This is a genomic window from Empedobacter sp. 225-1, from assembly GCF_030328185.1.
In the GTDB taxonomy this organism is placed as follows: Bacteria; Bacteroidota; Bacteroidia; order Flavobacteriales; family Weeksellaceae; genus Empedobacter; species Empedobacter stercoris.
In genome coordinates, this window is sequence record NZ_JACALO010000004.1 from 49,879 (window position 1) to 72,887 (window position 23,009).

At 31.6% G+C, this 23,009-nt stretch carries 19 protein-coding genes, 1 other RNA gene and 1 pseudogene; 9 read left to right on the forward strand and 12 right to left on the reverse strand.

All coding sequences use genetic code 11. The features are described 5' to 3' along the window. Positions 1-16 precede the first annotated feature (16 nt). The gene (locus HX088_RS02155) at positions 17-1,132 is read right to left on the reverse strand and encodes a Fic family protein (protein WP_286483218.1); all 1,116 of its coding nucleotides are present in this window, start codon (positions 1,130-1,132) and stop codon (positions 17-19) included. A 429-nt stretch (positions 1,133-1,561) separates the two neighbouring features. Then, the gene (locus HX088_RS02160; RefSeq protein WP_286483219.1) at positions 1,562-1,852 is read right to left on the reverse strand and encodes a JAB domain-containing protein; all 291 of its coding nucleotides are present in this window, start codon (positions 1,850-1,852) and stop codon (positions 1,562-1,564) included. A 720-nt stretch (positions 1,853-2,572) separates the two neighbouring features. On the opposite strand from HX088_RS02160, the gene HX088_RS02165 reads away from it, so the two are divergent. After that, positions 2,573-2,920, forward strand: a complete 348-nt coding sequence (locus HX088_RS02165) for a fibrobacter succinogenes major paralogous domain-containing protein (protein WP_353619276.1) — start codon at positions 2,573-2,575, stop codon at positions 2,918-2,920. Positions 2,921-3,556: 636 nt separating this feature from the next. Beyond that, positions 3,557-4,765, forward strand: a complete 1,209-nt coding sequence (locus tag HX088_RS02170) for a hypothetical protein (protein ID WP_286483220.1) — start codon at positions 3,557-3,559, stop codon at positions 4,763-4,765. Between the two features lie 82 nt (positions 4,766-4,847). Here HX088_RS02170 and HX088_RS02175 read toward each other — a convergent pair whose 3' ends face one another. The 5 genes and pseudogenes from HX088_RS02175 to ssrA all read right to left on the reverse strand — a co-directional run bounded on the left by HX088_RS02175 (position 4,848) and on the right by ssrA (position 9,569). Next, the gene (locus HX088_RS02175; RefSeq protein ID WP_286483221.1) at positions 4,848-6,380 is read right to left on the reverse strand and encodes a helix-turn-helix domain-containing protein; all 1,533 of its coding nucleotides are present in this window, start codon (positions 6,378-6,380) and stop codon (positions 4,848-4,850) included. Between the two features lie 356 nt (positions 6,381-6,736). Then, positions 6,737-7,455 (reverse strand): annotated as a pseudogene (locus HX088_RS02180) (Fic family protein). A 120-nt stretch (positions 7,456-7,575) separates the two neighbouring features. Next, on the reverse strand, positions 7,576-7,764 hold the full coding sequence (locus HX088_RS02190) for a hypothetical protein (protein WP_286483224.1): 189 nt from the start codon (positions 7,762-7,764) through the stop codon (positions 7,576-7,578). Between the two features lie 4 nt (positions 7,765-7,768). After that, the gene (locus HX088_RS02195) at positions 7,769-8,992 is read right to left on the reverse strand and encodes a site-specific integrase (protein ID WP_286483225.1); all 1,224 of its coding nucleotides are present in this window, start codon (positions 8,990-8,992) and stop codon (positions 7,769-7,771) included. Positions 8,993-9,171: 179 nt separating this feature from the next. Beyond that, positions 9,172-9,569, reverse strand: a transfer-messenger RNA (tmRNA) gene (gene ssrA / locus HX088_RS02200). Positions 9,570-9,711: 142 nt separating this feature from the next. Between ssrA and HX088_RS02205 the strand changes: the two genes are divergently transcribed. Together HX088_RS02205 and HX088_RS02210 are read left to right on the forward strand one after the other, a co-directional pair. Further along, on the forward strand, positions 9,712-11,217 hold the full coding sequence (locus HX088_RS02205; RefSeq protein WP_188319351.1) for an aldehyde dehydrogenase family protein: 1,506 nt from the start codon (positions 9,712-9,714) through the stop codon (positions 11,215-11,217). A 34-nt stretch (positions 11,218-11,251) separates the two neighbouring features. Further along, positions 11,252-11,623: a DUF779 domain-containing protein gene (locus HX088_RS02210; protein ID WP_171623582.1), complete on the forward strand. Its 372-nt coding sequence runs from the start codon at positions 11,252-11,254 to the stop codon at positions 11,621-11,623. Between the two features lie 54 nt (positions 11,624-11,677). Here the strand turns inward: HX088_RS02210 and gltX are convergent, their stop codons facing one another. Further along, positions 11,678-13,186: a glutamate--tRNA ligase gene (gene gltX / locus HX088_RS02215; RefSeq protein WP_225541340.1), complete on the reverse strand. Its 1,509-nt coding sequence runs from the start codon at positions 13,184-13,186 to the stop codon at positions 11,678-11,680. Positions 13,187-13,304: 118 nt separating this feature from the next. Here gltX and HX088_RS02220 point away from each other — a divergent pair, with 118 nt between their 5' ends. The 4 genes from HX088_RS02220 to HX088_RS02235 all read left to right on the forward strand — a co-directional run bounded on the left by HX088_RS02220 (position 13,305) and on the right by HX088_RS02235 (position 18,693). After that, positions 13,305-14,174 (forward strand): MBL fold metallo-hydrolase, encoded by an 870-nt coding sequence (locus HX088_RS02220; protein ID WP_284583008.1) that lies wholly within the window; start codon positions 13,305-13,307, stop codon positions 14,172-14,174. Positions 14,175-14,258: 84 nt separating this feature from the next. Beyond that, positions 14,259-15,911 carry a PSP1 domain-containing protein gene (locus HX088_RS02225; protein ID WP_286483226.1) on the forward strand — a complete coding sequence of 551 codons (1,653 nt, stop codon included), beginning with the start codon at positions 14,259-14,261 and terminating at the stop codon, positions 15,909-15,911. Continuing rightward, entirely contained in the window at positions 15,895-16,356 is a 462-nt protein-coding gene (locus HX088_RS02230; RefSeq protein WP_171623578.1) for a gliding motility lipoprotein GldH, read from the forward strand. Before HX088_RS02225 ends, HX088_RS02230 begins: the two co-directional genes overlap by 17 nt. Before the next feature lie 6 nt (positions 16,357-16,362). Continuing rightward, a complete protein-coding gene (locus HX088_RS02235) occupies positions 16,363-18,693 on the forward strand; it encodes a penicillin-binding protein 1A (RefSeq protein WP_286483227.1) in 2,331 nt (776 codons plus the stop codon). 55 nt (positions 18,694-18,748) lie between these two features. Here the strand turns inward: HX088_RS02235 and HX088_RS02240 are convergent, their stop codons facing one another. Continuing rightward, on the reverse strand, positions 18,749-18,970 hold the full coding sequence (locus HX088_RS02240) for a hypothetical protein (protein ID WP_171623576.1): 222 nt from the start codon (positions 18,968-18,970) through the stop codon (positions 18,749-18,751). Positions 18,971-19,057: 87 nt separating this feature from the next. Here HX088_RS02240 and metG point away from each other — a divergent pair, with 87 nt between their 5' ends. Then, positions 19,058-21,094 (forward strand): methionine--tRNA ligase, encoded by a 2,037-nt coding sequence (gene metG / locus HX088_RS02245; RefSeq protein WP_286483228.1) that lies wholly within the window; start codon positions 19,058-19,060, stop codon positions 21,092-21,094. A gap of 75 nt (positions 21,095-21,169) precedes the next feature. Here the strand turns inward: metG and HX088_RS02250 are convergent, their stop codons facing one another. The 3 genes from HX088_RS02250 to HX088_RS02260 are packed head-to-tail and all read right to left on the reverse strand — an operon-like array spanning position 21,170 to position 22,915. Then, complete coding sequence (locus HX088_RS02250) at positions 21,170-21,469, reverse strand: hypothetical protein (RefSeq protein WP_286483229.1); 300 nt, start codon at positions 21,467-21,469, stop codon at positions 21,170-21,172. A 2-nt stretch (positions 21,470-21,471) separates the two neighbouring features. Further along, positions 21,472-21,912: a hypothetical protein gene (locus HX088_RS02255; RefSeq protein WP_171623573.1), complete on the reverse strand. Its 441-nt coding sequence runs from the start codon at positions 21,910-21,912 to the stop codon at positions 21,472-21,474. Between the two features lies 1 nt (position 21,913). After that, positions 21,914-22,915: an NAD(P)H-dependent glycerol-3-phosphate dehydrogenase gene (locus tag HX088_RS02260; protein WP_171623572.1), complete on the reverse strand. Its 1,002-nt coding sequence runs from the start codon at positions 22,913-22,915 to the stop codon at positions 21,914-21,916. Positions 22,916-23,009 lie beyond the last annotated feature (94 nt).

Sequence of the window (23,009 nt, forward strand, 5' to 3'; positions counted from 1 at the left end):
GAGTTATTATTTTGTTTTACACGCGTACTAATTGCATTAAAGGTTCGAAAGAATAAAGGGCTGCTCTTCTACCAGCTGCTTTTTCTCTTAAAACCAAATATCCATTTTCTTCTAATTTTTTAATAATCAGAACAGCAGTAGCATTTGGGATTTTCGTTGTATTCACAAACTTATTATTTCTAAATACAGGATAAGTAAAAATAAAGTCTAAAATTTCCATATTCCATTTGGAAGACAATATATCTGAAAATTCTGTTTTTGTTGTTTCGTATAAGTTTTTGATATTTTCTGCAATTTCTAAATTACGTATTGCTTGACTTTCTACTGCTTTCAAGAAAAATTTTATCCATTGGTTCCAATCATTAGAACGAGAAACCTCTCTCATTTGCTCGATGTATTCGTCTTTATTTTCTTCGAAATATCCACTGATATAAAAATGAGGTTGAGAAAGAATTTTTTCTTGCCATAAATTAAGTGTTATTAACATACGACCAATTCGACCATTTCCATCTTTAAATGGATGTAATGCCTCAAACTCTAAATGCATGATTGCTGTTTTAATTAAAGGCGGTAAATCGCAAGTTTTAATATAATCAAAAAGATTTTCTAAACCTTGATCTAAGTTTTCTGGATTAATTGGTATAAACTGAATTTCTTTTTTACGGGTATCAGCTAAATAATTTTGCTCTTTTTTAAATTCACCAGGTGATTTGTTTGCTCCTCTTCCTAAGTACAGAAGTTGTTGATGCATTTGTTTAATAAAACTTATTGAAAAGCCATAACCGCTTTCTAAAGCATTTTGCGCATTCTTTAAAGCACGTTGATATAAAATAGTCTCTATAACATCAGCTTTAGCATTAGGATTATCTTGACCTTCATTATCAGCTTCATATAGCATAATCTCGTCCATTGTACTAATAGTTCCCTCTATACGAGATGAAATTACGGCTTCTTGATTTCTTAATGGAGCTAAAAGAATTTCTGTGTTATGTAAATTTTTTAGCATTTGATCAAATCGTGCAAGAGCGTCCGTTGCTTTCACAAGTTCCTGAATAAAATCTGCGTAGTTAATATTTTGAGGAGGAAAATTATTGTAGTGATATTTTACAGCATTATCTATATTAAAATCCATTTCACATTATATTGTATCCAAATATAAATAAAATTATGTAAACAAGTGTGTTTGATTACAAAAAACAGCAAAAAACAACAATCAAATAGATTTGATTACAAAAGTTGTAAACAAAAAAGTTTGCTTACAACTTTTGCTTAGAAAATGTAAACAACAAATTTAGCTTACAATTTCTGTTATCAAAATATTTTATTTACAAAAATGCGACTCATTTTGTAAATAAAATAAATTATTTCTTCTTCCCTTTTTTCTCTTTCGTAAACAACGTTTCTTTTGTTGTCATTTCGTCATAAAGTTTGAACAGATATTCTAATCGCTCTTCGTCTGAATGGAAAGGTGCTAAACGATAAAGCTGATATATGAGGGGATGAAATCGGGGATGATTCTTTCAAATCTAATCTCTAATTCTACTCGTATATTTTCTCTAAATCAAAGAATTCCTTCGTCTTCAAAACTAAAGTAAGAATTTTTAGCCATAAGAATATGATCTAATAATCTAACATCAACACTACAATTACTTACCCCTCCTTTGAATAGGCTTTTTATACCTAATACTTGATTTGCTTGATTTAAAAGCAACAACTTGAATTCTTCTTGTAGCTCTATTGTATCCATATCCCAATTCGCTTTTAGTACTTGGTAAACTTCACTACTTCCCAATACTTTGATTACCTCATCAACTTCATTAGTATATGAGATTTTAATTTCTGATACCTTCATTTTTGGCTATATTATTTTAGTGTAGAGATAAAATTGTGTACTGATTTAGTGCTCAAAACAAGCTCTTTCGTTTACCTCTACGTTGTTAAACATTAATTTAGAATCACAGGAGGTTGAATAAATCCACCAGAAAAAACCGTATTTCAATAAAGAGGTACGGGGGATTCTAAATTCTCCAAAAATAGACGGGGGTTAGTTGAAGGTAGTTTACGTGTTCGAAAATTTTATAAATTTTTTTTTGTAAGAATTGTAAGGTTTGTAATAATTGAGGGAATACTATTTACATTTTTTTCCTTTGAAGTTTTCAACTTTCAGAAAGATACAAAAGAGATATTTTATACCATGTTTTACAAATATTTATAATGATGTAAACATTCATGTCGAAATTGCTATATTGCGTATTTAAATTAACTAATTCAATATGAAATATAAAAATATATTTTTTATTTTAATGTATAGGTGTAGTATACTTTACAAAAGTAACTTCTAAAGTTGACAACGAAAAAGAACTAGGTGTTACTATTAATGGAGTAACATGGGCTATTTCCAATGTGGGTTATAATGGTACATTTACTAAGAGTCCAGAAGATATTGGTATGTTATACCAGTGGAATAGTATAGAGGGGTTTGAAGTTTTGAATTTAAATAATAACGATTCAATAAAAAGATTGGGATTCAATAAAGAATGGTAAGTGGATAGGCTCATCACCTTTTATTTCTTTGAATTTTTGGAGTAATAACGTATGTCCTGTTGGATGGCATGTTCCAAGTACTGATGAATTTGAATCATTAATATCTTCTAAAAGCACATACGGTAAATTGAATGGTAAATCAGGTTATTATTTTGGAAAAAAAGGTAACCAAATATTTTTGCCTACTACAGGTATGATTTCATCTAATGGAGTTTATTATTTTAAAGATAAAATTGGTGCTTATTGGAGCAGTGAATCGCATTTTCAAGATTTAAAAGACGCTCGCTATATTATTGTTGAAGAAAGAGGTGTTATACGTTTAAGTGGTTTACGTTCTTTTGGTCATTGTATAAGATGCGTAAAAGATAAAAATTAATAGTAATTTTGTATTTAAATTCAGATTATTAAATAAAACAAAAATATATTTAACATAATTTGGTTATAGTGGGCTTGTCCCCGATAGCCCGTAGGCGACTATAATGCCATGTTATGTAAAATAGCTTTGTCCCTTCGAGGGACCTCAGGGACCGCCCTTCGAGTTCTTCGGCAGGCTCAGGGACCAGTGGATTAAGGGCGGCTGGTTACTCCATGCTTTGGAATGTGATGGATTGAGTTTTTTGCTTTTGGTGGTAGATAAAAATTTTAAGTGAGTTATATTGAATTCATAATTCATTGTAAATATTTAAAACTAATTATTTTCTTATTATTTTTTTATAGATTACTATTAAAGTAAAATGTTATTTTCACAGTAAAACTCACCTATAATTAATTTAGTAATTTGAATTAAAAGTTAATATACAATGTAAAATACCTAAAATTATTCGATTTTTATCTATAAACTATCATTTGAATAAATTCAGTTTTTAAAAAATCTATACACTTGATTTACTATAGATTACTCCCTTTATAAAATCCCTATAAATTCTAGAAAACAGTAAATAATAAGTTAATTATTTAAAAGTTAGAACGTTAATTTTGTTCTTTAATTAATTTAAATTATACTTAAATTTTTATGAAAAAATCATTTACTATTATTGCAATAATTTTTATTTCTATTTCTACATATGCACAAGTTGGGATAAACACAGAAGATCCTAAAACAACTTTACATGTAAAAGAATTTGATGAATTAAACTTAACAGTTCCTGAAGGAGTAATGACCCCTAAGTTTACAGGAAATGAATTAATACTTAAAGGTAATTTATATACAGAAGAACAAACTGGTACAATAGTATATGTTTCAGAAATTGCAACTGAAGCTTTAACTGATAAAACAGTCAACGTTAATTCTATTGGATATTATTTCTTTGATGGTTTAGTTTGGCAAAAAATGAATAAAGAACCTTGGAAAGTACAAGGTACGGCCAACCAAGCATCAAACAATTATGAAAACATTTATCAAAAAGGGAATGTTGCGATAGGAACTGATGAAAATGAGAATCCTCTAGATGTAAATTTATATGTTAAGGGAGATTTATTGATTCATGATCATGAAGGTAGCGGTGAAAATCAATATGGATCAGCATCCTATTTTGGATCTAAAACTTTTAATGAATCTGGTGATCTAGCATTTGCAGATATGTATACTCGTTATAAAGGAGAAAAACTAAATATTAATAGTATTAATGATTTATATAGTGTACTATCTAAAGATTTCTTTACGTATGGATTTAATGTTTTTCAAGAAAGTAATAATTTAAGAGCATCATTAGAATATTCAGCTCATAATGACACTACTGATCCAACTAATCCTTTATCTCAAGTACAAGAAAATGGAATTTCAGGAAATACTGCTTTTGCTGAGACAAAAGCTATAGCAGGTAATGTTACAAATCTATTTACAATGAAATCAACATTAGATTCCAATATTTACACTAGAAATTCTTTTAGATTAACATCTTTTATGAATAATGTTGGTAATGGATTAATTTTATCAGATGTTGACAGAGGAATAACTTTTCAGTATAATAAAAGAAATGGGAATGATATTGAACATGGTAATTATTCATTTCCACAAAGTATGGGATTAAAAAATCAAGTATTAGTAACATCTGGATTTTCAGACCTTGATGTAGTACCTCAAGCGAATCTTTCATGGAAAAATATTGATGATATAATCCATAACCAAGTTTATCTAAAATCAAATAATGGTAGTTGTTTTAAAATAACTGTTTCCGATACCGGTGATTTGTCCACACAAGCTATAACTTGTACAGAATAATATTTCAACTAAACCTGGTGAAGCCAAAAGCTTTTTCAAATCATATTGAATAAAAAAACCTATTGAAATTTTCAATAGGTTTTTATTTATTACTATATGTATTTCTTAATTTTTCTAAATATTCTGATGGTAATTGATGGGTTATTTTTTTAAAATTGCGTAAAAAATTAGAAACTGAACTATAACCTGCAAGCTGAGCAATATGATCTATTTTATAATTTGACATTTCTGGCTCATTATTTAATCGTTGAATTATATATTCAATTCTTAATCTATTGATGTATTCAGGGTAACTTTCATTTTTATATTTCTTTAAAATATAATTTACATACTTCGTGTTTGTGTTTAAAATTATACCCAATTTTGATAAGGAAAAGTTTTTTTGTGTAAATTGTTTACCCTTTTCAAATGAATTTAAAGATTTTAAAATTTCCTGTTCTTTTTCTTTCGTTATTTTCATTTGATCACCTATAGTATTTAATTCCTTAGTCGGATTATCTTCATCGTTCGGTTCTTTAGTATGAAGCACTTTATTTGATTTTTTATACTTTAGGATAGCGCCTATTAAAATTACTATTATAGAAGTTAGAAGAATTACATACAGATAATATTTATTTTTATTTTCAAATGGTTTATTTTGTACGTTATTAGGATGTATTAGTTCATCATTTTCAATAACCTTTTCAATAGCAACTGCCTTATTTTTGTTTACAATTTCATTTTCTTGTATAATTTCTCTGTTGATTTCCAACTCTTCATTCTCAGCATTAATTGCTTTAAAATAATCGCTCTGAATCATATTTAGCCATTCTTTATAAACATCTAAACTTTGATCATTTGCAATTAAATCTGAACTTATTTGAAGATGTTTATTTGCTAAATCTAGGCAATTCAATTTAATATAAATGTAAGCTAGATTTAAATTTCCAATGACTTGGTATAAATTTAAGTTATTGAATTCATTCTTGTTTTTATCAAGAAGTTTATGGAATACAGATTCTGCCCGTTTAAATTCATTTTGATCATGATAGATCCCACCCAATGAATTCATAGCTGTTAAGTAGGCGCTTGATTTTATTTTATTTGACTCAAGAAGTGTCATAGCTTCTTGATAATATTCAATTGCTTTTTTAGGGTTAGATGAAGTTGTACTTCCTAAATCAATTAAATTTATTGCTTTTGTTGTGTAATAAACAGTATTTTTATCTAAGAACTCTATTTCGTTTGCTAGACGAGTTATAATCTCTTTCCTTTTTTCTTCTAAATTCAATCTTTTATATACATCTTTTAAATGAGTAAGACAGATCACTTTTTCTTCGTTCAAATGATTTTCATCCGCTAGATTATATGAATCATAGATATATTGAATGGATTTATCATGAACATTATTATTTATATAAGCTAATGAAAGATAAAGGTTAGAATATATTGCTTGATAGGGATTTTCAGCATGTAATCTTAATGAATCACCAATTCTAATCTTTTCATTATTAGTTTTATTGCCTACATAAAATGTTTTATATTCTTTTAAATACTCTTTATTTTTATCTTGTGAAAGAACAACTTGAAATGAAAATGTGAATACTATGACTAAATAATAGAAGAATTTGCCCATAAATTTTGATGGTATAGCTTTTTTTGCAAAATACGCACAAATACACATCAATTCACAACATAGGTATTGTTAAAATTTAATTTATTTTTTTAATAGGTTCAATTGTAATTCCTTAAGTGTATTATAAATAATTTAAACCATTTATCTTATTATCCTTTTTTTATAAATAGTTCTATATAAGGTATTGCTTATATACATGTTATACGCTGTTGGATGGGTTTTACTTCCGAAACGTTTGAGAGCTATTGAATTGTTGTTTGTTGGGTTCGGGATGGATTTTTTGGAGAGGGTTGGCAGATGTGGTTCTAATAAACTAAAAGTAAAAAATGCGAGATTATTGAAAAATCTCGCATTTTTTATTTTATGGCTTTTACTAATTTATCAAATTGTTCCGATTTAATGTAATTAATTTTTTTCTTGTTTACATGAATTTCTTGCATAAATCCGAGTGACACAAGGGCTTTTAAATCTTGACGTGCTGTAAAATTTGAAATTTTAAATCTATTTTCTACTTCTTTACTATTAAATACACGATCTGGATCATCATTTATAATTTTGATTATTTGAGCCATACGATCATTAACACCGTCTAACTTTATAAATTTAGCAGCTTGTATTACCTCATTTTGTTTTTTATTGATGTAGGCTTTTAAATCATCATAAGCCTTAATCATTTTTTTTAAATGATATGTGATAAAATACCCTAAATCGTTTCCATCAATTTCTGTATACAAGTATGCTTTTTCGTATTGCACTTTTGTTTCTTTAATTACTTTAGAAATTGATAAATATTCTGTCAGCCAATATCCATTTTTTAACATGTACCAATAAAACAATGCACGAGCCGTTCTTCCGTTTCCATCTATAAATGGGTGTATTGTTACTAAACGTTCGTGCATTTCTGCACTTAATACAATGGGTGTAATTTATCTTTGTTCTCATTATACCATAAAAACAAATTTTCCATTTCTTTTGGAACTAAAAACGGTTGAGGTGGAACGTGCTTTGCTCCCGAAATCAATACTTGTAAATTTCTGTACTTTCCTGCTTGGTCGTTGTTGATTCCATGTACCATTAAATAATGAATTTGAAGTAAATCACGCTCAGAAATCGTTTTATTTTTCTTTGCAAGTTCTTTGATATACCCTATAGCATTTTGATGATTAACTATTTCTAAATGTTCATTCAAAGATTTTCAGCCAATTGTTAAACCTTTTTCAATAACTAAAGCCGTTTCTTGTAACGTTAACGTATTACCCTCGATTTTGTTACTTTCATACGTGTATTCAATATCAAAAGCCTTTGTAACTTTATCACTTTCTAAGTATCTAAGCTGATTAAGATGTTGTTTCAATTTATCTAAATGTTCAAATCTATTTTTCATAATCTTATTTACTTTTTGGTTCAAGTTTTGACCTCAACAAGTCGGCTTTCTGCTTATCGTTCATTTTAATATATGTTTGTAAAGTTTTAGTTTTCTTATGTCCTGTACCAAGCTTCAATGTGTCTAGATCAACTCCTTTTCCATAATTGAGTGTTAAAAATGTTCTTCTTGCAGTATGGCTACTTATCATCTGCCACCTAACTTTTTTATTATCTCCGTTGTATTGCTTATTAAGTGTTTCACAAAGTTTAGCAACTTTCTTGATGTACTCATTAAACTTGACATTGGAAATCTTCGGAAGCCTATAACTATACTTTAAAAGAATTGTTTTTACAACTTTCAGCAATGGAAGAGTTAATTGCTCATTAGTTTTTTGCTGTCGTATTGATATATATTCATCATCAATAATATTTGATTGATTTATCTTGTTGAGGTCTGAAAATCGTTGACCTGTATAACATGCAACCAAAAATAAATCTCTTACTTGTTCCAATCTTTTGTTAGTAGATAAGTTTAATCTTTCCATTTCTGTCAGTTCCTTTTCACTCAATGCAATATTATCAACCTCAACATCTTTTGTCAAAAATCTGCTATTATGTAAAAATGGATTAACCTTGATGCCTAAGTTTTCAATAAAGTATAAAACCGTTCTCAAAAACTTCATTTTACGATAAACAGTAGTTGGAGCATATTTCTTATCCTCAATTAAATATTCTACATACTCATTTCTAAATTTCAAATCAATCATTTCGGTATTATATAAACGCTTCTTATGTTTCTGAAAGGATGAAAAATTTTCTTTAGCTTGTCTATACTTCTGAACTGTTGTATGAGCTGTTGTAGATTTTATAGTCTCAATATAATCATCAAAATAATCTAAGATCGTTTTTTTATCGACTTTCTTAAACATTGGATTATTTTGAAAATATTCTTGCTCGATTAAGTTTTTTAACTCTTCTGTGTTTGGCTTTCTTTTAAAGGTTTCAGTAAAATTCTTAAACATATTGTAAGCGACTTTTTCAATCTCTATCAACTCTTTGTTAATAAGTTGATGATTCGTTTTTGAAGCTACTTCTTTAACCTTCAATCTTTCTTTGTTCCAAAACTTAGGGCTAACCTTCTGTTTTGTTGAGATTTTCATTTGTAAACCATCCCAACGAATGACTAAATAAATAATTGTTTCTGAGCTACTCTTTGGCTCTTTCAAAACAAATGTGGTGTTTATCATATATCAAATTTTTAAAATTCCGTTCTATAAGCGGGATTAAAGCTGATATACGAGGGGATGAATTAGGGGATGAAATAGCTATTTTTCACTGATTTTCATATCAATCCAAAAAGTATGGACATAAAAAAACCCTCTATTTTAGAGGGTTTAGCAACTTTTAGTGATTCTAAAAGTTGCTTTTGTGGAGCTGGCGGGATTCGAACCCGCGTCCAAACAAGCAACAAATAAGCTTTCTACATGTTTAGTCTATTCTTAATTTTCGACGAAATCCTGAGAACAAACACTCTGTCATTCGCTTATCATCTAAAATCTCGAAACCTATCCGATGCACTAAGGTTTCTATTCTTACTTTCCCGTGTTCCTTTATCAAACGCCGTAAGTCAAGGCTTTTGAGGAACATTCAGCTTCTATACCTTGTATAGACGTGGCGAATTCTTACTAAAATTCAGAATTATGCAGCTAAAGCGTACTCTTCGTTGCCAGTTAAAAAGTTGAAGTGCCTGATTAAAGTGAGTACACAACCTATCACTACATGCTTACTTACCCATTGGCCCTGCTGTCAAAACCAGTCAGCCCCTTTTTAGTAAATGGTCAATTCAATAATTGACGGATTCCAAATGTACAAATTTTATACCAAATAGAATTAACTTTTTCTAAACATACTTATTCAATATAAATTTTTAAATTAGAACAATTAAAAAATTTAAAAACACAAAAATATGTCAAATTTAGTAAATCTACCAGCTTTCAAAGCGCACTATGACAATTATATTAATGGAAAATTTACGGCACCAAAATCAGGAAAATATTTTGATGTTGTGACACCATTAACAGGAAAAGTTTTCACACAAGCTGCACATTCATCTGAAGATGATATAAGTTTAGCTGTTGATGCAGCACACGAAGCTTTTAAATCTTGGAGTCAAACTTCTGCAACAGAAAGGAGTTTAATCTTAAATAAAATAGCTGATCGAATGGAGCAACATTTACAAGATATTGCTGCTGTAGAAACATATGATAATGGAAAACCTGTTCGCGAAACATTAAATGCAGATATTCCTTTAGCAATTGATCATTTCAGATATTTTGCTTCTGTAATTCGTGCTGAAGAAGGTTCTTTAAATGAACTTGATAAAGATACAGTTTCGATTATTGTTCATGAACCAATTGGTGTAGTGGCGCAAATTATTCCTTGGAATTTTCCAATCTTAATGGCTGTTTGGAAATTAGCTCCAGCTTTAGCTGCGGGGAATTGTATCGTATTAAAACCAGCCGAATCAACACCTATTTCAATATTATTCTTAATTGAAATCATTGGCGATTTATTGCCTCCAGGCGTTTTGAATATTGTGAATGGTTTTGGAAGTGAGTTAGGTCGTGCATTGGTTACAAATCCGAAAGTATCTAAAGCTGCTTTTACGGGTTCTACTGCAACAGGTCGTTTTGTAATGCAGTATGCAACAGAAAATATTATTCCAGTTACATTAGAATTAGGAGGTAAATCGCCTAATGTGTTCTTTGAGTCGGTAATGGATCATGATGATGATTTTCTGGATAAAGCGATTGAGGGAGCTGTATTGTTTGCTTTGAACCAAGGTGAAATTTGTACATGCCCTTCTCGTTTATTAATTCAAGAATCTATTTACGAGAAATTTATTGCTCGAGTTGTAGAACGTGTAAACGCCATCAAAGCAGGAAACCCACTTGATCCAGAAACAATGATTGGTGCTCAAGCATCACAAATTCAATATGATAAAATTTTAGGTTATATTAAACTTGGTAAAGAAGAAGGTGCAGAAGTATTAACAGGTGGAGATGCGAATCATTTACAAGGAGATATCGAAAACGGATACTATATCAAACCAACTTTGTTAAAAGGTCATAATAAAATGCGTGTTTTCCAAGAAGAAATTTTTGGACCTGTTTTAGCTGTAACTACTTTTAAGGATGAGGCTGAAGCGATTGCAATTGCCAATGATACGATTTATGGATTAGGTGCCGGAGTTTGGACAAGAGATGCACATCAGTTGTACCAAGTTCCAAGAGCAATTCAGGCAGGTCGTGTTTGGGTAAATCAATACCATAGCTATCCTGCAGGTGCTCCATTTGGTGGATATAAATTGTCAGGTATTGGTCGCGAAAATCATAAAATGATGTTAGATCATTATCGTCAAACAAAAAATATGTTAGTTTCTTATAGTAAAAAGAAATTAGGATTCTTTTAATAGAACATGATCAAATCATCTAAAAAAAAACAATATGAAAAGAGTGGATGCAACAGAAAAAGCGAAAAATCTTCTTCAAGAATTGAAAGAAAAGTATGGTGATTTGATGCTTTATCAAGCTGGTGGTTGTTGTGAAGGAACACAGCCGCAATGTTTTAGAAAAGGCGAATATTATCTTCGTTATAAAGATGTTTGTATTGGAGAGATTGACAATGTCGAATTTTGGGTGGATAAAGATTTATTTGAATATTGGAAATATGCTCATTTCGAATTAGATGTAATTGAAGCAATTGGAGCAGGAGGATTTTCGTTAGAAGTTCCGCTTGGAAAAACATTCAAAGTTAATTATACGCTTTTTACGCAAGATGAACTTGGTCGGTTAGAAGATGTCAAAATCAATTTATAATAGAAAAAGCCATTTGCAATGCAAATGGCTTTTGTATTTATGATAGAAATAATATTATCCTAAAACTTCAATTGCCTTGTTGATACGAGCAATAGTTTCATCTTTTCCTAAAATTGACATAATTACAGGAACATCAGGTCCTTGTAACGCACCAACTAAACTAAGACGTAAAGGCATTCCAATTTTACCAAACCCAATTTCTTGAGTTGTAACAAAATTAGCCATCGCATCGTGTAGTGTTTCAGCATCAAATTCAGACGAATTTAAAACTTCAATAAATTTATTCAAAATCTCTTTCGAATCTTCTTTCCACGCTTTTTTAGACGCTTTTTCTTCGTATGATGTAGGAGCTATATAAAAGAATTGTCCTTGATCGAAAATATCTTTTACAAAATTTGCTCTTTCTTTTAATAATTCTACAACTTTTGCATCCAGAGAAGCATCTGCTTCAATTCCATTTTCTTTCAAAACTTCCTCAAAAGATGGTAATAATTCTTCAACAGATTTTAGTTGTAAATATTGATGATTGAACCAAGTTGCTTTTTCTGGAGAAAAACGAGCGCCTGATTTCGAAACTTTTTCTAATGAAAACAATTGAATTAATTCATCCATCGTAAAAATCTCTTGATCTGTTCCAGAATTCCAACCTAATAAGGCTAACATATTCAATACCGCATCTGGAAAATAGCCTTCTTGTTTATATCCTTTTGCAATTCCCTCTTCAGTTTTCCATTCCATTGGAAATACAGGGAATCCGTGTTTGTCTCCATCACGTTTACTCAATTTTCCTTTTCCTTCTGGTTTCAAGATTAATGGTAAATGAGCAAAGCGAGGTGCTTCCCAACCAAAACCATCATATAATAATTCGTGCAACGCCATAGATGGTAACCACTCTTCACCACGAATCACATGTGTAATTCCCATCAAATGGTCATCTACAATATTTGCTAAATGATAGGTTGGCATTCCGTCTGATTTGAACAATACTTTATCGTCTAATGTAGAGGCATCAATCGAGATTTTTCCACGAATCATATCATCCAATAGAACTGTACGCGAATCATCAATTTTGAAACGAACAACATAAGGTGTCTCATTTTCAATTAATTCTGTTGTCTCAGCTTCTGTCAACGACAACGAGTTTTTTAAGTTTCCTCTTGTTGACCAATTATAGATAAAAGTTTCTTTATTTTCTTCTGCTTTTGCACGAGCTGCATCTAATTCTTCAGCTGTATCAAATGCATAATACGCTTTTCCATTCGTTAACAATTCGTCTACATATTTTTTGTAGATTTCTTTGCGTTCTGATTGACGATAAGGTCCTAAATCTCCTCCAAAACCAACGCCCTCATCTGGTGTTAGACCTAACCATTTCAGCGAATCAATAATATATTGCTCAGCACCTTCTACATAACGTGTTTGGTCTGTGTCCTCAATTCTTAATAAGAATTTCCCATTATTATGTTTTGCGAAAAGATAATTGTATAACGCTGTACGGACTCCTCCGATGTGTAAAGCACCTGTTGGACTTGGCGCAAATCTTACACGAACTTCTTTTGCCATTGTAATCAAAATTTTTGCAAATTTAAGCTGTTCAAAACTATATTGGATATTTATTTCAATAATATTCTATTTTTTTATCTTCGTTAAATCATTGAAACAATTTTAGAAACCACAAATTATGAAATTATATACGATAGAAACAGGAAATTTTAAATTAGACGGAGGTGCCATGTTTGGAATCGTTCCGAAATCCATTTGGAATAAAACAAATCCTGCTGATGACCGCAATTTGATAGATCTTGCCATGCGCTGTTTGTTGATAGAAGATGGCGAACGATTAATCTTAATCGATACCGGAATAGGAAATAAACAAGATGCAAAATTCTTTGGGTTTTATTATTTATGGGGCGATTTTTCATTGGATAATTCTTTAGCGAAACACGGTTTTCATCGTGACGATATTACGGATGTTTTTTTAACACATCTACATTTTGATCATTGTGGAGGTGCAATTCAGTACAACAAAGAGAAAGATTATCTGGAAGCTTCTTTCAAAAATGCAAAATTTTGGTCGAATGCCAATCATTGGGATTGGGCAGAACATCCAAATCCGAGAGAAAAAGCGTCTTTCTTAAAAGAGAATATAGTACCATTACAAGAAAGTGGACAATTAAATTTTATTGATTTACCACAAAATGGTTCAATATTAGAAAATTCTCCGCTTGGTTTTGATATTCTATTCGTAGATGGTCATACCGAAAAACAAATGTTGCCTATCATCACTTATAAAGGAAAAAAAATAGTGTATATCGCAGATTTAATCCCAACTGTAGGGCATATTCCGTTAATTTATGTGATTGGGTATGATACACGACCTTTAATAACATTAGAAGAAAAAGATGCTTTTTTGAAAAAAGCAGTTGAAAATGATTATATTTTGTTTTTTGAACACGATCATGTCAATGAATTGGCAACCTTAAAATTAACCGAGAAAGGTATTAGGTTAGATCAAACTTATTCATTTTCAGAAGTTTTTGATTCGATTTAAATTCGAAAACTTAACCGAAATGATTTCACAAATTCAGAAAAATATTTTCATACCTTTGTGTTGTCATTAAAAAAATATAAAAGCATGGGATGTGGATCTTGTGGAACTTCTAATGGCCTTCCGAAAGGATGTAACAATAATGGTGCTTGTGGCACTGATGGTTGCGGAAAATTATCAGTTTTTGATTGGTTATCGAATATGCAACTTCCTAATGGACAAGAAAAGTTCAACTTTGTGGAAGTTCGTTTCAAAAACGATCGAAAGTTTTATTATAAAAACGAAAACAACATATCTCTAAATATTGGCGATGTAATCGCTGTTGAAGGAACACCTGGTCATGATATCGGGGTTGTTACACTTACGGGTGAGCTTGTTAGAATCCAAATGAAAAAGAAGAATCTTTCGTGGACTGCGGAAGATGTCAAAAAGGTTTATCGTAAAGCGAACCAAAAAGATATCGAAACTTGGATAGAGTTTCGTGATAGAGAAAAACAAACAATGGTAGATTCTCGAATTATGGCTAAAAACCTTAATTTGGAAATGAAAATTTGTGATGTTGAGTACCAGGGAGATGGAGCGAAAGTTACATTTTATTATACAGCAGAAGGACGTGTCGATTTTCGTCAATTAATCAAAGATTACGCTGGTAAATTTGGCGTAAGAATAGAGATGAAACAAATTGGTTACCGTCAAGAAGCTGCTAAAGTAGGAGGGATTGGTTCTTGTGGACGCGAGTTATGTTGTTCAACTTGGTTAACAGATTTCCGTTCTGTTAGTACAGCTGCAGCACGTTATCAACAATTATCAATCAATTCTCAGAAATTAGCTGGACAGTGTGGGAAACTAAAATGTTGTTTAAATTTTGAATTAGATTCATATTTAGATGCATTGAATCATTTTCCATCAATGGAGAGTCGATTTGAAACTGAAAAAGGTTGGGCACATTGTGTGAAAGTAGATGTTTTCAAGAAAGAAATGTGGTTTGCTTATGACAAAGGTGGAATTATATGGTATAAATTTTCTGTAGATGATATTCAAGAATTTTTAGCGATGACAGCTAAAGGTAAAAAAACCCAGCCTTTAGAAGACTTAGCGAAAAATGTAGAAGAATCAAAACCAGATTTTTCTGATGTTATTGGAGAAGATTCATTAGAACGTTTTGAACGCAAAGAAAAACAGAACAAAAAACGTAAACGAATTAATAAGAACAATCAAAATTCTGGAAACGAAAAAGTTGCTGCTAATGCGAATAATCTAAAACCTCAGAAGGCAAAACAAAAACAGCCTAATGAAGCAAAAGATAAAACGAATCGTCCTGAAAATAAACAAGGTAAGAATCCAAATCAGTCGAAAAAGAATAATCAAATAAGACCGAATAAAAATTCGAATCCGAATCAGCAATCAAATCAGCCAAAAGAGAAGCGTAAGCCAACTCAGGTGAATGAGCAACAAGCTCAACCTAATACTGATCAACAAAAACCGCAAGGAAATAATCGCAATCAACAAAAGCGAAAACCGAATAATCCGAGCAATAATAGCCAACAAAACAATCAGGCTAATCAGTTAACTCAACAACCTAAAAAACAGCCTCAGCAAAATACACAAAATACTGAGCAAAATCCGAAAACAAAGGAGGAGAATCAAACCAATAATTCTCAACCGAATCCAAATAAATCGAAAAATCGAAATAAAAAAAGATTTAATCGTGGACCAAAACCAGATGATACGCAACAGTAGTTTGCTTTTTATTTTAGTCTTTTTGTTGTTTAGCTGCGAAGCAAAACATTATTATCAAGACACAAAAGATGTGAAAGACGAATGGAAAAGTAATCAACCTCAAACGTTTACGTTTGAGGTGAATGATCCTAAACCATCGGCTGTTAACATTGGATTTGTCTTAAGAAATAATACGTCGTATGAATATAGTAACTTATATTTGTTCACGAAATTCATCGATCCAAAAGGCAACGAAATGATTGATACTTTGCAGTATTACATTGCAAATCCTGATGGTAGTTGGATTGGAAAAGGAATGACAACAAAAGAAATGATGTTGGTTTACCGCGAAAATTTACCAATAAAAGACTCTGGTCGCTATCAACTAAAAGTTTGGCAAGGTATGCGAACAAAGAATTTGAAAGGAATCGAAGACATTAGTTTGATTGTTGATAAAGCTGAATAAAACAGAATGGAAAACAATAAAAATTCTAAAACAAGCAAAACTTCTAAAGCAAAAAAGAAGTTCAATAGCTTTTCATTTGCTAAAAAAATAATTGTAACCATTTGGGTACTATTTTTTGGCGCAATAATAGGAGTTTTCGGCATATTTTGGGCGACCTCTAACGGATGGTTAGGTGAAATTCCAAATGTTCGTGATTTAGAAAATCCTGATATTTATGTTTCGTCAGAAATTATTTCATCTGATGGCGTTTTATTAGATCGTTTCGAAGCAGAACGAAGAACCCCAATTGATTACAAAGATCTACCACCACATTTGGTAGATGCCTTGTTAGCAAAAGAGGATATTCGTTTCTTTGATCACTCTGGTGTAGACGTTAAAGCCGCTGCTCGTGCAATTACTTCGGGTGGTGATTCGGGTGGTGGATCTACGATTACACAACAGTTGGCAAAGCAATTGTACACAAAAGATCCTTCTTCTAACAAAGTAAAACGTGTTATACAAAAGTTAAAAGAATGGGTGACTTCTGTACAATTAGAGAAGTTATATACGAAAGAAGAAATTATTGCCATGTACTTTAATAAATTCGATTTTATTTATGGTGCAAAAGGAATTGAATCTGCTTCTAAGGTATATTTTAATAAAACAACAAAAGAATTAAACTTAGACGAAGCCGCAACTTTAGTTTCGATGTTTCAAAATCCAGTTGCTTATAATCCTGTAAAATATCCAGAAGTTTCGAAAGAAAAGAGAAATCTTGTATTGGATCAAATGATGAAATACAATAAAATTTCTCAAGCTGAAGGTGAAGCTGCAAAATCAGCTCCTTTAGTTACAGATAAGCAAGATATTATGAAACAAGACGAATCGCATTCAGCTTATTTCAAATCAGCTTTAAGAAAAGAGATTAAAGAATGGATGGTTGAATATGAGAAAGAAACAGGGAAATCATATAACCTTGAAAAAGATGGTCTTAAAATTTATGTCACATTAGATTCGAGAATGCAAGCTTTAGCTGAAGATGCAGTAAAAAAACATTTGAAAGTTTTGCAAGATCAATTTTTTGGAGAACAAAGAGGACGAAGTTTAGCACCATTTTATAATATTTCTGCAGATAAACGATTAAGAATTTTCAAGCAATCTATGCAACGTACAGATTTGTACAAGAAAATGAAAGCAGAAGGGAAGTCGGAAGCAGAAATAGAAACCGTTTTCACAACGCCCCGAGATTCTGTTAAGTTCTTTACATGGAACGGAATTCAATATAAAAAAGGAAAAACTTTAATGGATTCTATCGAATATCATAAACATATTTTACAAGCAGGTTTGATGTCGATGGATCCAAAAGACGGAACAATCAAAGCTTGGGTTGGTGGTATAGATTGGGATTATTTCAAATTTGACCACGTAAAACAAGCTCGTCGTCAAGTAGGTTCTACGTTCAAACCATTTGTTTATGCAACAGCGATTAATCAATTGGGATTAACGCCTTGTCATACCGTTTCGAACGAAAGAATCCCAGGGAATTGGTCTCCTCGTAATGCAAACGGTCGCTATGGAGGTTCTCAAGATTTGAGAACGGCATTGGCTTATTCTACAAATATTGTTGCAGCTCGTTTGATTATGCAAACAGGTACAGAACCTGTGATACAAATGACACGAGATTTAGGAGTTGAATCGCCAATCGTTAATGATCCTACTATTGCATTAGGTTCTGCCGACTTGTCTTTATACGAAATGGTTGGTGCGATGAGTGCTTTTGCTAATGGAGGAATTTACATTAAACCACAATTAATCTTAAGAATAGAAGATAAACAAGGAAAAGTAATCAAAGATTATACGCCTCAAACCAGAGAAGTAGTCAATGAAAATGTAGCTTACACGATGATTGATTTGATGAAAGGTGTTGTAGACAGAGGTTCAGGTGCTCGTTTGAGAAACCGTTATGGATTAACTGCTGAGATTGCTGGTAAAACAGGAACAACAAACGAAAACTCGGATGGTTGGTTTATGGGATTAACGCCTAATTTAGTAACTGGAGTTTGGGTCGGAGCAGAAGATCGATTTGCACATTTCGCAAGTACAGCAATAGGGCAAGGAGCGAATACGGCTTTACCTATTTGGGCCTACTATATGCAAGATGTGTACAAACAAGGAGGAAAATTTGGTGTAACTGCTGGAGATAAATTTGATAAGCCTAAGGATATCGAAAAACATTGGGATTGTTCAAATACCTATGGATTCCATCAGTATGATCAAAGCTATGATCCAGGACCTATAATCGAAGGAAGTGGAAGCGAAAGCGTAGGAGAGAACTATGAAATTCCTGAAGAAGAATAGAATAACAATTCATATTACAAAAATAGCCACTCAATTTGAGAGGCTATTTTGATTTTTATTCATCTTTATTTTCGTTTTCATTATCAAACTGATTGTTGTAAGCATCACGTTCTTGCGCTAATTTTTTTTCGCGTTGTTTCTTCATAAAATCTCTAATCGTCATATAAGTTAATAACACAACAAGAGCGGCAACTAAAAAATAATTGGCATAGGTAAATATAGTGGTAATCGTATCTGCGACTACATCTTCTGGCGTTGTGTCAACTTGCTCTTCCATAAAATTGTTTTACCTTATAAATTTAGAAAAAGGTTTTAACAAAACAAACAACAAATCGTATCTTTGTAGCTTATAGATTATAAGCAGATGAGTCATCCAAAAAGATATACAATTACAGCAGCGTTACCATACGCTAATGGTCCATTGCACATAGGTCATATGGCAGGTGTGTATGTTCCTTCTGATATTTATGCACGCTTTTTAAGACGTAAAGGAAAAGATGTAGCATTTATTGGAGGATCTGATGAACACGGTATTCCAATTACAATTCGTGCCAAAAAAGAAGGTGTTACGCCACAAGATATTGTTGATCGATACCACGAAAACATCAAAAGTACATTAGAAAATTTTGGTGTAACATTCGATATTTATTCTCGTACAACTTCAGCTAAACACAAAGAAGTTTCGCAAGATTTTTTCAAAACATTGTACAATAACAATAAGTTTACGGAAGAAATTACAGAGCAATTTTACGACGAAGAAGCACACGAATTTTTAGCAGATCGATACATTCGAGGAGAATGTCCAAAATGTCAAAATCCTGATGCCTATGGTGATCAATGCGAGAAATGTGGTTCAACATTAAGTCCAGAAGAGTTAATTAATCCACGTTCTGCATTATCGGGAAATACACCCATCAAAAAAGAAACAAAAAACTGGTATCTACCGTTAGATCAATACCAAGATTTCTTATCAAAATGGATTTTAGAAGGGCACAAAAACGATTGGAAATCGAGTGTTTATGGTCAAGTTAAATCATGGTTAGATGATGGTTTAAAACCTCGTGCTATGACGCGTGATTTGAATTGGGGAGTTCCAGTTCCTGTAGAAGGTGCAGAAGGAAAAGTAATGTATGTTTGGTTTGATGCGCCAATTGGTTATATTTCTTTTACGCAAGAATGGGCAGAGCAAAACGGTAAGAATTGGAAAGATTATTGGCAAAATGAAGAAACGAAATTAGTTCATTTCATCGGAAAAGATAATATTGTTTTCCACTGTATTATTTTCCCAACTATGATGAAAGCGCATGGTGATTACATTATGCCAGACAATGTCCCTGCAAACGAATTTTTAAATTTAGAAGATGACAAAATTTCAACATCTCGTAATTGGGCTGTTTGGGCGCACGAATATTTAGAAGATTTCCCTGGTCAACAAGATACATTGCGTTATGTGTTGACGGCGAATATGCCAGAAAACAAGGATAATAACTTTACATGGAAAGATTTTCAAACAAAAAATAATTCTGAATTAGTTGGAATTTTAGGAAACTTTATCAACCGTGTAATGGTTTTATCACACAAATATTACGAGGGAATTGTTCCTTCAAAAACAATCGAATTTGAAGAATTAACAGAAATCAAATATTTTGCAAAACGTATCGGAGATCATTTAGAAAAATATGAATTTCGCGCAGCGCTAACAGAATATATGAATTTAGCTCGTCTTGGAAATCAATTTTTACAAGCACAAGAACCTTGGAAAAAAGGAGATGATGCAGAAGCTGTAAAAGGTATTATGTATGCTGCAACGCAAATTTCTGCTGCATTAGCTCAGTTAGGTGAACCTTTTATTCCATTTGCATCGGAAAAAATGTTAGCGATGATGAACTTAGAGAAAATGTCATGGAACGAATTAGAATCGACGGATGAATATGTTCAAGCAGGTCATCAATTAGGGAAATCGGAATTAATTTTTGCGAAAATTGAAGACGAAGCCATCGAAGCACAAATCAATAAATTAAACGAAAGTAAAGTTAAAAATAACATGACAAACCCAAACGCAGAACCTCAAAAGGAATTGATTTCTTTTGATGATTTTCAAAAAATGGATATCCGTATAGGAACTATTTTAGAAGCGAAAAAAGTGGAGAAAGCGGATAAATTGTTCGAACTAAAAGTAGATACTGGAATGGATGTTCGTACAATTGTTTCTGGTATTGCAGAACATTTTACGTTAGAAGAAATCGTTGGGAAACAAGCAATGGTTTTAGCAAATTTAGCACCTCGTAAAATTCGTGGAATCGAATCGAACGGAATGTTATTATTTGCGGATAAAGCAGACGGAAAATTAACGTTTGTGAATCCAGAAGAAGAAACGCCAAATGGTGTGCAAGTTGGATAAACTTAGATTTTAGCTATAAGTATTGAGATATTAGAAAGCCACTTCATCGAAGTGGCTTTTATTTTGACAATTATCTTATCCTTCTTTCTTCCATTCTTTAATTGAAGAATTGTAAACGTTTGATTCTCCAATACTCAATCCATACCAAATAATATAGACCGAATCGTTTTCTTTTTGATAAAAAACAGGGCTATCCATTTCTTCTGACAATCCAAGTTCTCTAACATTCTCTGGAATTCTATTATTTACTTTTCGAAAATTTTCAACCTTTTCTAATAATTCCTTAGCAAATTTTTCTTTCTTACTTTTGAAACTACAACTATAAAATCCTCTTAAAAAAGATAATAAAACAAAAAAAGTTATTCTAACCTTCATCCCTAAACATTCTCAGGAAAAGTAAACGAATCGCGTGCATTCATTTTTTCTTCCACAATTTTGCGTTCTTGTGCAATCAATTTATCTTCTTCTGTTGGAAATTGAAAAATTCCAGAATGTGTACTTTCAATCCGTTTTAAAACCTGATAAGCAGCCAAAGCTTTTTCCGAATTATTTTGATTGATATACACTCGGATTGCTTTCATAAAAGACAAGATATTTTTCTTTTTCAATTCATCTGCTAACAAAAACTGATCGCGTTCTTCGTTGATTTCTAACAATGTTGATAAATTGTTGTCATCAATTTTGTAGTACGATTGTAACATTTGATTGAAAATAATCAAGAAACCATCGTCAGAATTGCCTATCTCCATAGAAATAATTCGCGCCAATGTTTTGTTTAATTCTTGAATATATTTTGAAATAAAATCTTGTTTAATCATCTTAATCTAATTTTTTAGACAGCTTTTCGATTGTTTTCGAAGCATTTTTACCTTCATATAAAATCTTATGAACCGCGTTGATAATTGGTGCTTTTATCTGATATTGTTCATTCATTATCGCCACACCTTTTGTTGCGTAATAACCTTCAGCAACCATATTCATTTCCAAAATAGCAGATTTTACGGTATAGCCTTTTCCAATCATATTTCCGAACATTCGGTTTCGCGAGAAGAATGAATAACCTGTAACCAACAAATCGCCTAAATAAGCAGAATCGTTAATTTTACGTTTTACAGGACTTACTGTTTTTAGAATATGATTCATTTCTCGGATTGCATTACTCATCAAAACTGCTTGAAAATTATCGCCATAGCCCAAACCATGTGCAATACCAGCCGCAATAGCGTAAATGTTTTTTAATACAGCACCAAATTCAGTTCCGTATATATCGTTTGAGAGCTTTGTTTTGATAAAATCACACGCTAAACAATCGGCAACAATTTGTGCTTTTTCTTTTTCTTGTGCTGCAATTGTTAGATAAGAAAGTCGCTCTAATGCTACTTCTTCTGCGTGGCAAGGACCACTTACAATTCCTAATTGTTCTTCTTTTAAGTCGAAGTTTTCAAACAAATATTGTCCGACCAATTGATAATGATCAGGAATAATTCCTTTTATTGATGTTACCACAAATTTATCTGTTAATGGAACAGTTAATTTACTCAAACAATCGGCTACGTAAATAGATGGTACAACAATGAAAATAATATCAGAATTGGCTACAACTTCGTTGATATCTGTTGATATTTTTAGTTTTTCTGATTTAAACTCAACATCAGTCAAATAATTTGGATTGTGTCTATTACGCTCCAAATGGCCTTTTACGTATTCATCTTTTACCCACCAGTTGAAAGTTTCAAGGTTTTTATTCAGCATTTTTGCAATCGCAGTTGCCCAGCTTCCATTCCCTATTAATCCAACTTTACGATTAGATAACTCTATCATAATATATGTATTGAACAGACAAAGTTAATTAATTTGTAGCTTCGGTATTTTGAATTTTACAAAAAGAACATCAATTTTGTATAAATTTTAACGG